This window comes from Caulobacter sp. GW456-12-1-14-TSB4, assembly GCF_059424195.1.
The window spans coordinates 159,462-174,250 of record NZ_JBWKZF010000003.1 but is presented as its reverse complement, the minus strand read 5'-3'; the positions used below and the strand labels follow the sequence as shown (position 1 = coordinate 174,250).

General features: G+C 68.6%; 12 protein-coding genes. 6 read left to right on the top strand and 6 right to left on the bottom strand.

From position 1 onward, the window contains the following. Positions 1-33: 33 nt before the first annotated feature. Positions 34-1,641 carry an EAL domain-containing protein gene (locus AC07YH_RS04160; RefSeq protein WP_494745743.1) on the bottom strand — a complete coding sequence of 536 codons (1,608 nt, stop codon included), beginning with the start codon at positions 1,639-1,641 and terminating at the stop codon, positions 34-36. 272 nt (positions 1,642-1,913) lie between these two features. Here AC07YH_RS04160 and recA point away from each other — a divergent pair, with 272 nt between their 5' ends. The 3 genes from recA to AC07YH_RS04145 all read left to right on the top strand — a co-directional run bounded on the left by recA (position 1,914) and on the right by AC07YH_RS04145 (position 7,100). Continuing rightward, positions 1,914-2,984, top strand: a complete 1,071-nt coding sequence (gene recA, locus AC07YH_RS04155) for a recombinase RecA (protein WP_494745742.1) — start codon at positions 1,914-1,916, stop codon at positions 2,982-2,984. A gap of 403 nt (positions 2,985-3,387) precedes the next feature. Beyond that, a complete protein-coding gene (gene alaS, locus AC07YH_RS04150; RefSeq protein ID WP_494745741.1) occupies positions 3,388-6,033 on the top strand; it encodes an alanine--tRNA ligase in 2,646 nt (881 codons plus the stop codon). A 233-nt stretch (positions 6,034-6,266) separates the two neighbouring features. Then, on the top strand, positions 6,267-7,100 hold the full coding sequence (locus tag AC07YH_RS04145) for an SMP-30/gluconolactonase/LRE family protein (protein WP_494745740.1): 834 nt from the start codon (positions 6,267-6,269) through the stop codon (positions 7,098-7,100). A 7-nt stretch (positions 7,101-7,107) separates the two neighbouring features. Here the strand turns inward: AC07YH_RS04145 and AC07YH_RS04140 are convergent, their stop codons facing one another. Beyond that, positions 7,108-7,539, bottom strand: a complete 432-nt coding sequence (locus AC07YH_RS04140; RefSeq protein ID WP_494745739.1) for a hypothetical protein — start codon at positions 7,537-7,539, stop codon at positions 7,108-7,110. Between the two features lie 116 nt (positions 7,540-7,655). Between AC07YH_RS04140 and AC07YH_RS04135 the strand changes: the two genes are divergently transcribed. Next, entirely contained in the window at positions 7,656-8,141 is a 486-nt protein-coding gene (locus AC07YH_RS04135) for a hypothetical protein (protein WP_494745738.1), read from the top strand. Here AC07YH_RS04135 and AC07YH_RS04130 read toward each other — a convergent pair. Genes AC07YH_RS04130 through AC07YH_RS04120 form a run of 3 tightly spaced genes read right to left on the bottom strand, consistent with a single transcriptional unit; the run spans position 8,131 to position 10,091 of the window. Next, positions 8,131-8,508 (bottom strand): VOC family protein, encoded by a 378-nt coding sequence (locus AC07YH_RS04130; protein WP_494745737.1) that lies wholly within the window; start codon positions 8,506-8,508, stop codon positions 8,131-8,133. The two genes, AC07YH_RS04135 and AC07YH_RS04130, sit on opposite strands and share 11 nt — an antisense overlap. Before the next feature lie 35 nt (positions 8,509-8,543). Next, on the bottom strand, positions 8,544-9,488 hold the full coding sequence (locus AC07YH_RS04125; RefSeq protein ID WP_494745736.1) for an AEC family transporter: 945 nt from the start codon (positions 9,486-9,488) through the stop codon (positions 8,544-8,546). A 24-nt stretch (positions 9,489-9,512) separates the two neighbouring features. After that, positions 9,513-10,091 carry a DUF2939 domain-containing protein gene (locus AC07YH_RS04120; protein ID WP_494745735.1) on the bottom strand — a complete coding sequence of 193 codons (579 nt, stop codon included), beginning with the start codon at positions 10,089-10,091 and terminating at the stop codon, positions 9,513-9,515. 146 nt (positions 10,092-10,237) lie between these two features. On the opposite strand from AC07YH_RS04120, the gene AC07YH_RS04115 reads away from it, so the two are divergent. After that, entirely contained in the window at positions 10,238-10,831 is a 594-nt protein-coding gene (locus tag AC07YH_RS04115) for a CAP domain-containing protein (RefSeq protein ID WP_494745734.1), read from the top strand. A 66-nt stretch (positions 10,832-10,897) separates the two neighbouring features. Here AC07YH_RS04115 and AC07YH_RS04110 read toward each other — a convergent pair whose 3' ends face one another. After that, positions 10,898-12,109 (bottom strand): NADP-dependent isocitrate dehydrogenase, encoded by a 1,212-nt coding sequence (locus tag AC07YH_RS04110; RefSeq protein ID WP_494621505.1) that lies wholly within the window; start codon positions 12,107-12,109, stop codon positions 10,898-10,900. 259 nt (positions 12,110-12,368) lie between these two features. On the opposite strand from AC07YH_RS04110, the gene AC07YH_RS04105 reads away from it, so the two are divergent. Beyond that, positions 12,369-14,789, top strand: coding sequence for an ATP-binding protein (locus AC07YH_RS04105; protein ID WP_494745733.1), 2,421 nt, complete (start codon positions 12,369-12,371; stop codon positions 14,787-14,789).

Below are 14,789 nucleotides of genomic sequence, written 5' to 3'. Positions count from 1 at the left end.
ACCTCCCCCTAGTGGGGAGGAGAGATCACAACGCTACCCCCAGCTCTCAGACGCCCCCGCCCGGCGCGCCACCGGCGTGACCGAGGGATTGGGACGCAGGGCGGGCATGGGCTTGTCGGCCGGCTTGCCGTAGAGCCAGCCTTGGGCGAAATCGACGCCGGCGGCGCGGACGATGTCGGCCACCTCGATCGTCTCGACCATCTCGGCCACGGTGCGGATCTTCAGGTCCTGGCACAGCTCGACCAGGCGGCGCACCAGGGCGCCGTCGCGGCCGTTGTCGGCCAGCTCGCGGACATAGCGGCCGTCGATCTTGACGATATCCAGCGACAGCTGCTGCAGGTAGGCGAACGACGACGAGCCCGCCCCGAAGTCGTCCAGGCAGACCATCGAGCCCATGCCGCGCAGGGCCTGGATATGGCGGTTGGCGCGGGGGAGGTCATCAATCGCCGCGGTCTCGGTGACCTCGAAGATCAGCCGACCCTTGGCCTCGTCATGCTTGGCCAGCAGGCGCTCGATGTGGCCCACGAAGGTCTCGTTGACGATCGTGCGGCCCGAGACGTTCACGGCCAGCTTCAGCTTGCGCTCCTGGTCGTTGGCCAGCTTCTTCACCGCCTGCTCGACGATGGCGTGGTCCAGCTCCTCGATCAGGTCGAATTCCTCGGCCATGCGGATCAGGGCGAACGGGCTGGCGCCGTCCTCGAAGCGCACCAGCACCTCGTGGTGGTGCGCCGCGCCGGACTTCAGGTCGACCACCGGCTGGAAGGCCAGGTTGAAGCGACGCTGGCTGACGGCCACGCCCAGGGCGCCGGCGCGGGCCAGGGTGCGTTTCACCGAACGGTTCATCGCCTCCGACAGCGTCATCGGCGGCATGTCCTTCAGGCCCTCGCGCAGGAAGTCGTCGAGCGCGTAGCGAAGGGCGCGCAGCGCGCGCGCCGAGCCGCCGCCGGCCTCCAGGGGCACCACGTGGGCGCTGGCGTCGGCGCTGACCATGCGGGTCAGGCGCTTGACCATGTTCTCGGGACGATCGTCCTTGGCCCGCAGCAGGGCGAAGCGGTCGGGCGACAGCTGGGTGGCGGCCGAACCGCCATGCGACTCGGCGCGGACTGCGCTGGCCACCCGCACGTCCAGCGCGGCCGCCTCATTGGGCGTCAGGCCGTCGCGCATGGTCTCCAGGCCGGCGAACTCGACCATCGCCAGTTCCAGCTCCAGACCGGTGACGCGGGCGGCCTCGAACAGGCCCTTGGCGATGTCGTCGAACGACTCGCGCGGATGCAGGGTGCCGGCGGTCAGCGGCGGGCCGGCCGACTGGGCGGCGGTGACGGCCAGCGAGACCCGGCCGTCGTTTTCGGGCAGGGCGCGCAGGATCACGCGGACGTGGCGGTCCTCCGGACCGATCAGGCGCAGGACGACGGGGCCTCGCCGCACGCCGTCGTCGGCGCAGCTCAGCATCGCGTCCATCAGCGGCTGGTCGTCGGCGTGGAACAGGTGCGGCCAGACCTTGCCGGTCAGGCTGGCCTCGCTCTGGCCCATGACCTTCTGCGCCGCGCCCAAGGCCAGGCGCACGCGGCCATTCTGCAGTTCGACCAGAAGGTCGGCGCTGGCGAACGCCAGGCCTAGAAGGCGGCGTGGGTCGATGGACAAGTCGGCGGTCCCCCAAGGAGCGGTGAAGCTGGCATGACGGGACTTAAGGACCGGTTTCACCCTCGCGGGGATGGTCCCGTATCCGGGTATATCCCCTGCGGCATTCTGGCCTACGACAGAAACGGTCGTTTCTTTGCGTGAAGGCGAGCGAGAACATCTTGCGAACTCAGAACAAAGGGCGTACGCATTAAGGGTGTTCCACAGGTCGTTGGGGCGGGGCGCGGTAAGCGCCGATCGAGCGACCGGAATCATGGGATAGAGGGCGGATCAACATGACAAGTCAGGCGGCATTGAAACTCGTGGGCAAGGAAGAAGGCGACAAGCAGCGCGCTCTGGAAGCGGCGCTCACCCAGATCGATCGGGCGTTCGGCAAGGGCTCAGTGATGAAGCTGGGCGAAAAGGGCAAGGTCGAGATGGAGTCCGTCTCCACCGGCTCGCTCGGCCTGGACATCGCCCTGGGCATCGGCGGCCTGCCCAAGGGGCGGATCATCGAGGTCTATGGTCCGGAAAGCTCGGGTAAGACGACCCTGGCCCTGCATGTGGTGGCCGAGGTCCAGAAGGCCGGCGGCACCGCCGCCTTCGTCGACGCCGAACACGCGCTGGATCCGTCCTACGCCCACAAGCTGGGCGTCAACCTGGACAGCCTGCTGGTGGCCCAGCCCGACAACGGCGAACAGGCCCTGGAAATCACCGACACCCTGGTGCGCTCGGGCGCCGTCGACATCGTCGTCATCGACTCGGTCGCGGCCCTGACGCCGAAGGCCGAAATCGAAGGCGAGATGGGCGACAGCCTGCCGGGCCTGCAAGCCCGTCTGATGAGCCAGGCGCTGCGCAAGCTGACCGCCTCGATCAACAAGGCCAACACCATCGTCATCTTCATCAACCAGATCCGTCACAAGATCGGCGTGATGTACGGCAGCCCGGAAACCACCACGGGCGGCAACGCGCTGAAGTTCTACGCCTCGGTGCGCCTGGACATCCGCCGCACCGGTTCGGTGAAGGTCCGTGACGAGATCATCGGCAACAACGTCCGCGTGAAGGTCGTCAAGAACAAGGTGGCCCCGCCGTTCCGCGAGGTCGAGTTCGACATCATGTACGGCGAGGGCATCTCCAAGCTGGGCGAAGTCATCGATCTGGGCGTCAAGGCCGGGATCATCGACAAGGCCGGCTCGTGGTTCTCGTACGGCAGCCAGCGCATCGGCCAGGGCCGCGACAATGTCCGCGAATTCCTGAAGACCAACCCCGATGTGGCCGCCTCGATCGAAGCGGCCGTCCGCAAGTCGTCGCAGAAGATCGAGGAAGAACTTCTCGTCGGCGGCCCGGAAGAGGGCGAAGAAGACTAGGCCTTACGGCCTTACCGTTTCGCGGCCCTCGCCCGACCCCGGGCGTCCCCGCCTTCAACACGCCCGCGGCCGGACCGCCGCGAGGGCCGCGATCGCAGGCCGCCTGGACCCCATGCCAGGCGGCCTATTTTCGTTCTGGGGCGAAGATCCTCCCCCGCGATGCGGGGGAGGTGGCCCGGAGGGCCGGAGGGGGCTAACGCGGCCTATGCCGAGATGGCCCCTCGGTCGGCTTCGCCGACAGCTCCCCCGCATCGTGGGGGAGCATCTGGCCTCCGAACCCGCCCTTTTCAGCCGTGTCGGCAGCCCCCATCTCCGAGTCGGTTTCCCCTTCACCAAAATCCGCGCTATGCAGCGCCCGACTCCCGGCCGCCTGCCGGACCGGTACGCCAGACTTGAGACGCTCATGCCCAGCTTGAACGAGATCCGCAGCACCTTCCTCGACTACTTCGGCAAGGCCGATCACGCGGTGACGCCGTCGGCGCCGCTGGTGCCGCAGAACGATCCGACCCTGCTGTTCGTCAATGCCGGCATGGTGCCGTTCAAGAATGTGTTCACGGGCGCCGAGACGCCGGCGCATCCGCGCGCGGCCAGCTCGCAGAAATGCGTCCGCGCCGGCGGCAAGCACAACGACCTGGACAATGTCGGCTACACCGCCCGCCACCACACCTTCTTCGAGATGCTGGGCAACTTCTCGTTCGGCGACTACTTCAAGGAACAGGCGATCCACCACGCCTGGACCCTGCTGACCCGCGACTTCGCCCTGCCGAAGGAAAAGCTGTTGGTCACGGTCTACCACACCGACGACGAGGCGGCCGACCTGTGGAAGAAGATCGCCGGCCTGGGCGACGACCGCATCATCCGCATCCCGACCAGCGACAACTTCTGGTCCATGGGCGACACCGGCCCTTGCGGTCCGTGCTCGGAGATTTTCTTCGACCACGGCGAAGGCATTCCGGGCGGCCCTCCGGGCAGCCCCGATGAAGACGGCGACCGCTTCATCGAGATCTGGAACCTCGTCTTCATGCAGTTCGAGCAGCTGGCCGGCGGCGAGCGCGTCTCGCTGCCCAAGCCCTCGATCGACACCGGCATGGGCCTGGAGCGCGTCGCGGCCGTCCTGCAGGGCGTGCACAACAACTACGACGTCGACCTGTTCAAGGCCCTGATCGCCGCGTCGGTCGAGCTGACCGGCGTCAAGGCCGAGGGCGATCAGGCCCCGTCGCACCGCGTCATTGCCGACCACCTGCGCTCGTCGTCGTTCCTGCTGGCCGATGGCGTCACGCCGTCGAACGAAGGCCGCGGCTACGTCCTGCGCCGGATCATGCGCCGCGCCATGCGCCACGCCTATCTGCTGGGCGCCAACGAGCCCCTGATGCACCGCCTGGCCCCGACCCTGGTGGCCGAAATGGGCCAGGCCTATCCGGAACTGCGCCGCGCCGAGGCCTCGATCGTCGAGACCCTGCGCCAGGAAGAAGAGCGCTTCCGCGTCACCCTGGGCCGCGGCATGGGCCTGCTGGACGAAGCCACCGCCAACCTGACCAGCGGCGGCGTGCTGGATGGCGACACCGCCTTCAAGCTCTACGACACCTACGGCTTCCCGCTGGACCTGACCCAGGACGCCGTGCGCGCCAAGGGCCTGACCGTCGACACCGACGCCTTTGACGCGGCCATGGAAAAGCAGCGCCAGATGGCGCGCGCCAACTGGGCCGGCTCGGGCCAGCAGGCCGGCGCCGCCGCCTGGTTCGCGATCAAGGAAAAGGCCGGCGCGACGGACTTCGTCGGCTATGAGAACACCGAGACCACCGGCGTCGTGAAGGCGATCGTCGTCGACGGCGTCGAGGTCGAGAGCGCTTCGGCCGGCGTGACCGCCGAGGTCGTGCTGGACCGCACCAGCTTCTACGCCGAGAGCGGCGGCCAGGCCGGCGACACCGGCGTGCTGGAAGCCAACGGCCGCGAGAACCGCGTCATCGACACCCAGAAGCAGGCCGGCGAACTGTTCGTCCACCGCGTCGAGCTGTCGGGCGACCTGAAGGTCGGCGACCAGGTCGTGGCCTCGGTCGACGCCGAGCGCCGCCACACCACCCGCTCCAACCACTCGGCCGCCCACCTGGTGCACGCCGCCCTGCACCATGTGCTGGGCCCGCACGTCGCCCAGAAGGGCCAGATGGTCGATGGCGAGCGCATGCGCTTCGACTTCAGCCACGGCGGTCCGCTGACGGCCGAGGAACTCGACAAGATCGAGGCCGAGGTCAACGAAGTCATTCGCCAGAACGTCCCGGCCGAGACCAAGGAAATGGCCCCGCAGGAGGCCATCGAGGCCGGCGCCGTGGCGCTGTTCGGCGAGAAGTACGGCGACAGCGTCCGCGTGCTCACGCTCGGCAAGTCGCTGGCCGACGAAGCCAAGGCCTATTCGGTCGAACTGTGCGGCGGCACCCACGTGGCCCGCACCGGCGACATCGCGCTGTTCAAGATCGTCTCGGAACAAGGCGTCGCCGCCGGCGTGCGCCGCATCGAGGCCCTGACCGGCGAGGCGGCCCGCCGCTTCCTGCTGGACCAGGCGGGCGTGGCCAAGTCGCTGGCCGACCAGTTCAAGACCCCGGTCCTTGAAGTCGGCGCCCGCGTCGACGCCCTGATCGCCGACCGCAAGCGTCTCGAGAAGGAACTGGCCGAGGCCAAGAAGCAGCTGGCCCTGGGTGGCGGCGGTGGCGCGGCCTCGGGTCCGGAAGACGTCAACGGCACGGCCCTGATCGCCCGCGTCCTGGACGGCGTCGGCGGCAAGGAGCTGCGCGGCGTCGCCGAGGAGTTCAAGAAGCAGCTGACCTCGGGCGTCGTGGCCCTGGTCGGCACGTCGGACGGCAAGGCCGCCGTCACGGTCGCGGTCACCGCCGACCTTACGGCTAAGTTCAGCGCCGCCGACCTGGCCAAGGCCGCCGTGATCGCCATGGGCGGCCAGGGCGCGGGCGGCAAGGCCGACTTCGCCCAGGGCGGCGCCCCGGACGACAGCAAGGCCGAGGAAGGCCTGGCCGCCGTCAAGGCGATCCTGGCCGGCTGATCCTCGGCGACCAACGAAGACGACAGAGCCCGCCCTCCACCCGGAGCGGCGGGCTTTTCGTTGGGCGCTGCGCGCGATCTGGCGTAGCGCGGTTATCCGCTTGAGAATCGAGCGCGGACGTTCAATGACTTCAACCTCGAGGACAGCGCGCCAAGCGCGCCCGCGTCGGAGGGGGAACCAGCATGAACTTCGCGAAGATAGCCGTGATCGCGGCCCTTGCCCTGACGTCGTCCATGCCTGCCGCGGGTGCCAAGGCCGCCGAGATCCTGATCCAGGATGAAAAGTCCCAGCCGGAGAGCCTTACGGTTGCGCCGGACGGGACCCTGTATGTCGGCAGCGCCAGTTCGCCCTACATCTACCGGGTCAAGAAGGGCGCGACGACGGCCGAGCGTTTCATCGACGCCAGCGCTGAAGGGCCCGGCACGTTCTTCTTCGGGCAACTGGCGGATGCGGGCACGTTGTGGGCCTGCCAACTGACGCCCATCCCCGACACGACGCCGGTGCGTCGCCGCACCAGCCTGCGCGGTTTCGATCTGGCGACCGGCAAGGAGAAGCTGCGCTGGGAGCTGCCGGGCGACACCACGACCTGCAACGATTTCGCCATCGGCCCCGACAAGGCGCTCTACATCTCCGACACCGCCAACGCCAAGATCTACCGCCTGGCGCCGGGGGCGACGGCGGCCGAGCTGTTCCTGGACAATCGCCTGCTGCTGGGCGTCGACGGCGTCGCCTTTCTGGACGGCGCGCTCTACGTGAACAGCGTGTCCCTCAACAAGCTGTTCCGCATTCCCATCGACGCCCAGGGCAAACCCGGCGCGCTGGTGGACATCTGGATGGACGCGCCGGTGAAAGGCCCCGACGGCATGCGCGCGGCGGGCGGCAAGCTGTTCGTCGCCGAGAACCGGGCCGGCAAGATCCACGCCCTGACCGTCACGGGCGACATCGCCCACGTGACCGTCCTGAAGGAAGGCCTCAAGTCGCCGACCGGCGTGGAGCCGGCGGGCGACACCCTGTGGTTCACCGAGCGCGGCGCGGGGAAGGTGTGGTCCATCCCCATGCCGAAATAGGGGCTGCCTAGCGAGTCGATCCCGCGGCCAACGCATCCGAGAAGACCTCTTCGAGTACGCGCAGGTCCACGGCCTTCACCGATCTGAACCGGATGCAGTAGCCGGTGATCTTGGCCTTGCCGAGCCGGGCGCCATAGGCCTGGGACAGGTACGCCTTGTCCTTCAGGCCCATGACGTAGACCGACAGGCCGGCCGTGTTGGCGCTCAGGCCGATCTTGTAGAACGCCCTCGAGCTTCCGTCGGCATAGTCGAGCGTCTGCGTCCCATAGCCGATATTCGGATTGGAGACGATCTTGCCGGTGTCGTCCCGACCGTCCAGGAACCAGAGTGGGGCGTCGGGCGCGATCTCCTGGATGCGCTGGTGCAAGTCCTGAAGCTCCTGGCGCTTCGCCGGAGGCTGGTCGTCGATATACCGGTCGATCTGCTCGCGTACGTCCATGCCGAGGGTCTCCCTTTCCCTGAAGACGATCCAGCTTGCCGTAAACCGACATGGACCGCTTGACGGCGTGCGATATTCGCGATGATTTACATCTGTAGTCTTCACGGGGCGAAGCGATGCGTATCTGGATCGGACTGGCGCTTCTGGTCGGCCTCACGGCCTGCGACCAAACCCAGGCGCCCTCGACCGCCATCCCGCCGCCGTCGTTCTGGCGCGTCGAGATCGTCGAGGACAGCGGCGGCCAGACCGGCGCGGTCGAGGTCTGCGCCAATCCGGAGCTGATCTCGTCCTTCACGCGTGTCGAGCCCAGCATCGGCGGCCAGCCATGCGAGCCCTATGGCAAGCCGGCGACCGACACCGCCACCGAGCATGCCGGCCGCTGCCAGGCCAATGGTCAGCACTTCGGTCTCTACACGTCGGTCAAAGGCGACCCGGCCAGCGACTTCACGGTCCGCTTCGCCCTGCAGCCGCTGACGGCCGATGTCGGCAAGGTGGTCCAGGCCCGCCGCTATCACCGTCTCGGCGACTGTCCCGCCGGCTGGACGGCCGGCGAGCAGCGCAAGGTCGGCGCCGCGTCGGGCTCGAACCTGCTCACCCCTTGAGGAAAGCCGACAGCTTGTTGCCGTCCGGATCGCGCACATAGGCCAGGTAGTAGCCCTCGCCATAGGCCGGGCGCGGTCCGGGCGCGCCGGCGCAGGCCCCGCCCTGGGCCAGGGCGGCGGCGTGGAAGGCGTCGACCTGCGCCGCGGTCTCGGCCTTCAGCCCGACCATGATGCCGTTGCCCGCCTTGGCCGGTTGGCCGTTCTCGGGCGCGCAGATCATGACCGTGGCGTGGTCCTCGTCGGGGCCGTAGCCGATCCAGTCGCCCTGCCGCCACAGGCGCTGGTTGCCCAGCGCGCCCAGCACGGCGTCATAGAAGGCACCGGCCCGATCGAGGTCGCTGGCGCCGATGGTGATGTAGCTGATCATGATGGGTCTCCTCCTATGCGGAAGACCCTAGGCCCCTAGCTGCCGCCGGCTGTCAGCAGCAGCGCGACGACTGACAGGGTGATCGCCGAGGCCGCCGTGGTCAGGGCCACGATCCGCGCCGCGCCACGCGGCCAGACGCCGTAGGTGCGGGTCTGGATGAAGACATTGACCGCCGTCGGGGCCGCCGCCAGCAGGGCCGCGCCGGCGCGGAACAGCGGCGGGGCAGGGGTCAGGCCGATGGCCAGCCAAGCCAGCAGCGGAAACGCGGCCAGCTTGACGATCGCGGCCAGCAGCACCGGCGCGCCGGCCGGCGAGGCCTCGCCCTCGGTCTCGCGCAGGCCGAGCGCCGCGCCCAGCGCCACCAGGCCCACGGGACTGCCCGAGGCGGCGGCCATGCCGATGGCGCGGTCCAGAGGCTCGGGCAGGGCGACGTCCAGTAGGGCCAGGGCGACCCCGGCCAGGGCCGCGGCCACGACCGGATTGCGGAAGGCCTGCACGGTCGAACGCCGGACCGACCGGCCCGCCGCCCAGCCCAGCAGGCCCACGCCCGCTGTCGCCAGGACCGCGAAGTCGATGGCCACCACGCCGGCGACCAGCCGCGCGGCCTCGGCCCCCAGCACGGCGGCGGTGACGGGCAGGGCCAGGAAGGCGCTGTTGCCGACCCCGGACGCCATGCCGGCTCCGGCCCGCTCGGCTTTGGTCCAGCCCAGCAGCCGGCCGACCGTCACGGTGGCGGCCATCAACAGCAGACCGACAGAGGCATAGGCGACCAGGCCCAGCAGCAGGTCATGGCCGGGCCGGCCCAGGCGCGACAGGGAATGGAGCAACAGGGCGGGGAAGCCGACCCAGTAGACATAGGCCGAAAGGCCTCTCGTCATCGGCCCGTCCAGCAGCCGCAGGCGAGCCAGGGCCACGCCCGCGCCGACCAGCAGGAAGAACGGCCAGACCCGGGAAAGGACGTCGAGGACGAGGGCGATCAAAGCAATCAGGTTTCTTGGCGATTATCAGCCCTGACGCTCGTCACCCGGCAGGCGGATATGCACCAGCCTCCAGGTGAACAGCGCCTTGCGCTCGAAGGTGAAGATCGTGACCTTGCCGCTGCCGTCCGGCCGCTTGACGGCGATGCGCACGCGGTTGGGGTCCCAATAGGCGATGCCGGGGAAGGGGCCCTTGATCGAGTCCCTGACCTGGCCGGCCAGCGACGTGTCGCGGCTGAAGGCCGGCGGGGCCTTGCCGGGGGCGTAGCCGCGCGTCAGGGCCGAGACGCCGGCCACGGTCAGGTAGCGGTCGACCTTGGGCTCGGGCGGGGCCAGAGGCTCGATGGCCTTCCTGAACACGCCGAGCGGGTCGCGCCAGATCGACGGTGCTTCGGGCTGGGCGGCGGGGGCCTCGGCCACCAACTGGCCGGTCAGGCTGCGGCGTACGGCGGGGAAGTCGACCAGCTCGCCGATCGCCTGCACGTCCTCGTACTGGGCGGCGGCCTTCAGGGCGCGGAAGGCGAACCACGGCGCCGTGGCGAAAGCGGCGGCGAAGACGAAGATCGCCAGCACGATCAGGTCCCAGATCCGCTTCTGCAGGGTCATGCCGCCTCCGAAAGGTTAACGCGGATATCCCAGCTATCGGCGTTCCCCGCAAGAGCGCTCGCTCAGCCCGCGACAACGCGCGCGTGGAGACGTGTCGGCCAGGGATGCTATGCAGGGTGCGAGGGACGCGTATCGGGGATTTCAGTTTGTCCGCGTTGAGTTCGCTTGCCCGCGCCGCCGTCCTGGCATGTGCGCTGGCCGCCCCATCTTTCGCCCACGCCGCCGATCTGGACGCGGACGTGCTGGCCGAGATCAACTATGTCCGCGCCCATCCGGCCGACTACGCCCGCGAACTGCGGCGCGCGCCCGAGTGGGCGTTCGAGCAGGAGGAGCCGGGGGCGGTGGAGGAGGCGATCGACTTCCTTGAGCAGCAGCAACCCTTGGCGCCGCTGAAGGACGACCGCCGACTGGGCGCGGCGGCGCTGGAGCATGTGCGGCTCCAGGGGGCGCGTGGTGATGTCGGCCACGGCGCGGCCGGCAGCCTGGGCCTGCGCCTGCGCGCGGCGGGCGTCTTCGCGGGCATGGCCGCCGAGAACATCTCGTACGGCTATGACGACGCCCGGGCGGTCGTGCGACAACTGGTCATCGACAGCCGCGTGGCCGGACGCGGGCATCGCCGCAACATCTTCACCGCCAGCTACAGCGCCGCCGGCGTGGCCTGCGGCGGGCACCGGCAGTGGGGCTCGATGTGCGTCATCGACTTCGCCGGGGCGCTGATGGAGCGCGGTCGAGGCGAATAGGCAAAAGAAAACGCCCCGGAGGAGTTCCCCCGGGGCGCTCTTGTTTCAGGCCGGAGCCCGAAAGTCTTAGGCCATGGCCTTCTTCAGGTTCTCGTCGATCTTGTCGAGGAAGCCTTCGGTGGTCAGCCAGCCTTGCTTGTCGCCGACCAGCAGGGCCAGGTCCTTGGTCATGAAGCCGCTTTCGACGGTGTCGACGCAGACCTTTTCCAGGGTCAGGGCGAAGTCGGCCAGCTCCTGGTTGTCGTCCAGCTTGGCGCGGTGGGCCAGGCCACGCGTCCAGGCGAAGATCGAGGCGATCGAGTTGGTCGAGGTGCTCTCGCCCTTCTGATGCTGGCGATAGTGGCGGGTGACGGTGCCGTGGGCGGCTTCGGCTTCCACCGTCTTGCCGTCCGGCGTCATCAGCACCGAGGTCATCAGGCCCAGCGAGCCGAAGCCCTGGGCGACGATGTCCGACTGCACGTCGCCGTCGTAGTTCTTACAGGCCCAGACGTAGCCGCCCGACCACTTCAGCGCCGAGGCGACCATGTCGTCGATCAGGCGGTGCTCGTAGTGGATACCCTTGGCCTTGAACTGGTCGGCGTATTCGGCGTCGAAGATCTCCTGGAAGATGTCCTTGAAGCGGCCGTCATAGGCTTTCAGGATCGTGTTCTTCGTCGAGAGGTAGACCGGATAGCCGCGGCCCAGGCCGTAGGCGAACGAGGCGCGGGCGAAGTCGCGGATCGAGTCGTCGAGGTTGTACATGCCCATGGCCACGCCGGCCGACGGGCTCTTGAACACTTCGTGCTCGATGGTTTCGCCGTCTTCGCCGACGAACTTGATCGACAGCGTGCCCTTGCCGGGGAACAGGAAGTCGGTGGCCTTGTACTGGTCGCCGAAGGCGTGACGGCCGACGATGATCGGCTGGGTCCAGCCCGGCACCAGGCGCGGCACGTTCTGGCAGATGATCGGTTCGCGGAAGATCACGCCGCCCAGGATGTTGCGGATCGTGCCGTTCGGCGACTTCCACATCTTCTTGAGGTTAAATTCGGTGACGCGCTGCTCGTCCGGGGTGATGGTGGCGCACTTGACGGCGACGCCGTGCTTCTTGGTCGCCTCGGCGGCGTCGATCGTCACCTGGTCGTTGGTGGCGTCGCGGTTCTCGACCGACAGGTCATAGTAGTCGAGTTCCAGGTCCAGGTACGGGAAGATCAACTTGTCCTTGATGAGCTTCCAGATGATGCGGGTCATTTCATCGCCGTCCATGTCGACGACGGGATTGGCGACTTTGATCTTGGCCATTTTCGGGGGTGTTCCTCTGGCGGTGGCGCGCCTGCGGCGTTCTGGCGCACAGGGCCAGCACGCGGCGCGGACCGGGAGGCTATAGACTGTTGCGTCGCGGGGGAAAAGCGGCTCGGTTGGACCGCGTGATCAAGTTCAGTTTTCAAGCGTAAGGTTTTGGGGGCAACGGCCCGGGGGCGCGGGCCAGGGAGCTATTTTGAATACAAGTCCCGGAACGGCCACGAGCGTCACGACGCCACTGGCGCGTCGGCTCCTGACCATGGTGGCGATCCTGTCGATCGCGGTGACGGGCGTCGCGACCGCGGCGGCCTTCGTCTTCGTGCGCAAAAGCGCCGCCGACACCCAGACGCGGCACCTGGCCGAATATGTCGGCGAGCGGGTCAAGACCGAGGACCGCCTGTTCTCCGATCTCGTGAAAGTGCACGACGCGGCGGGCGAGGCCCTGACGCGCCGCCTGGCCATGGGCGACGACCCAGAGGTCCATGCCCAGTTCAACCGCCTGTTCCCGGAGAAGGGCGACGGCACCCGGCGCTCGGTCGACGGCCTGTTCGACGGCGCGCGGATCGGCGACCGCTACATCTACGGCATCGGCGGCTACCTGCCGGACGCCGGCTCGATGACCCTGACCGAGCGGCAGCTGTTCGTCGCCGCCACCGACGTCGTGGCCGCCGCCGGCGAAACCGAGATCCGCCACTACGACAACTTCTACTTCTTCACGCCCAAGACGCGGCTGGTGATGTTCGGGCCCAACCGCCAGGACAAGCTGATCTACTATCGCCGCACCGCGCCGCCGCACCTCAGCATCGCGAAGGAAGAGATGACGCAGCTGACCCTGCCGGAGAACAATCCGGACCGGGTGATGAAGTGCACCAAGCTGCGGCGGCTGATCTCCGATCCCAGCGGCCGGGGCCTGAACGCGGCCTGCATGACGCCCTTCTACTACAAGGGCCAGTTCATGGGTGCGTTCGGCACCAGCCTGTCGCTGGACAGCTATCTGCTGCGCGCCGTGGCCGACGCCCTGCCGGGCGGCCAGAACCTGATCGTGGCGGACGACGGCGAGCTGGTCGGAGCCCAGGGTCTGTCGCGCAACGGCGCGGTCGACGCGGGGCTCTTGCGCAAGTTCGAGGCCGAGAACGACCTGAAGGGGCTGGTGGCTGCCGTCCGCGCCCAGAAGCGCGACGTCGGCACAATCCTGACCCCCAAGGGCGACAAGCTGGTGGCCTATGGCCGCCTGGTCGAGCCGGGCTGGTGGTTCCTGATGACCTTCCCGTCGGGCGACATCGTCTGGTCGTCGCTGAAGACCGCCTCGTGGGTGCTGCTGTTCGGCTTCATCGGCGTGGCTTTGCAGGTGCTGCTGCTCTATCGCCTGACCAACCAGATGGTCGCCGCGCCGCTGGAGGCCCTGGCCGAGGCCCAGCGCCGGGGCGATCCGGCCGCCGCCGAACCGATCGAGCGCCGCACCGACGAGATCGGCTCCCTGGCCCGGGCGCTACGCCGCCAGCGCGAGCGCAACGAGGAACTGCGTCGCTCGCTGGAGGATCGCGTGGCCGAGCGTACCGCCGAACTGGAGCGCGCCAACCAGGCCAAGTCGGTGTTCCTGGCCAACATGTCCCACGAGCTGCGCACGCCGCTGAACGGGGTCATCGCCATCGGCGATCGCCTGGGCGACGAGGAGGACCCGGTCGCCCGCCGCGAGCTGGCGGCGCTGGTCTCGTCGTCGGGACGCCTGCTGGAGCAGGTGCTGGGCGACATCCTGGACGTCTCCAAGATCGAGGCCGGCGAGTTCCAGCTGACCACCGGGCCGTTCGACCTGGCCCAGCTGGTGCGCGGCATGGCCGAGCTGCACGCCGCCGCCGCCGAGGCCAAGCACCTGGTGTTCCGCTGGTCGGTCGCGCCGGACGCCGAAGGAACTTACGAGGGCGACTCGGGCCGGATCAGCCAGATCCTCTCCAACCTCCTGGCCAACGCCGTGAAGTTCACCGCCGAGGGCGGCGTGTCGCTTGAAGTCGATCGGGTGGACGACAAGGTCCGCTTCGTGGTCAGCGACACCGGCGTCGGCTTCGACGAGGGCGTGCGCCAACGCCTGTTCAAGCGCTTCGTGCAGGCCGACCAGTCGATCACCCGCCAGTTCGGCGGTACGGGCCTTGGCCTGTCCATCTGCGCGGCCCTGGCCGAGATGATGGGCGGGGGCATCCGCGCCGACGCCACGCCAGGGCAGGGAGCGCGCTTCGAGGTGCTGCTGCCGCTGACCCGCTGCGCGGACATGGCGCAGACCGCGATCGAGGAAGACCGCGAGATTTCGCTGGAAGGCATGCGGGTGCTGGTCGCCGAGGACCATCCAACCAACCGCAAGGTCGTCCAGATCGTGCTGGAGCCGTTCGGCGTCGATCTGACCATGGTCGGCGACGGCGAGGCGGCCTTGCAGGCGCTGGACGAGGCCAGCTTCGACGCCGTGCTGATGGACATGCAGATGCCGATCATGGACGGCCTGTCGGCCACCCGCGCCATCCGGGCTCGTGAAGCCGCCTCGGGGGCGCCGCCGATCCTGGTGGTCATGCTGACCGCCAACGCCATGGAAGAGCACGTCGCCGCCGCGCAGGCCGCCGGCGCCAACCTGCACCTGGCCAAGCCGCTGCACCCGGCTCAGCTGCTGGAGGCCTTGGCGCGGGCTCGAAAATAG

Excerpts from the sequence above, each read along its gene's own strand:
- AC07YH_RS04130 (WP_494745737.1), bottom strand. The coding sequence starts at position 8,508 with ATGATCAGCTACATCACCATCGGCGCCAGCGACCTCGATCGGGCCGGT.
- recA (WP_494745742.1), top strand. The coding sequence starts at position 1,914 with ATGACAAGTCAGGCGGCATTGAAACTCGTGGGCAAGGAAGAAGGCGAC.
- AC07YH_RS04135 (WP_494745738.1), top strand. The coding sequence starts at position 7,656 with ATGCGTATCTGGATCGGACTGGCGCTTCTGGTCGGCCTCACGGCCTGC.
- AC07YH_RS04145 (WP_494745740.1), top strand. The coding sequence starts at position 6,267 with ATGCCTGCCGCGGGTGCCAAGGCCGCCGAGATCCTGATCCAGGATGAA.
- AC07YH_RS04140 (WP_494745739.1), bottom strand. The coding sequence starts at position 7,539 with ATGGACGTACGCGAGCAGATCGACCGGTATATCGACGACCAGCCTCCG.
- AC07YH_RS04105 (WP_494745733.1), top strand. The coding sequence starts at position 12,369 with ATGGTGGCGATCCTGTCGATCGCGGTGACGGGCGTCGCGACCGCGGCG.
- AC07YH_RS04120 (WP_494745735.1), bottom strand. The coding sequence starts at position 10,091 with ATGACCCTGCAGAAGCGGATCTGGGACCTGATCGTGCTGGCGATCTTC.
- alaS (WP_494745741.1), top strand. The coding sequence starts at position 3,388 with ATGCCCAGCTTGAACGAGATCCGCAGCACCTTCCTCGACTACTTCGGC.
- AC07YH_RS04110 (WP_494621505.1), bottom strand. The coding sequence starts at position 12,109 with ATGGCCAAGATCAAAGTCGCCAATCCCGTCGTCGACATGGACGGCGAT.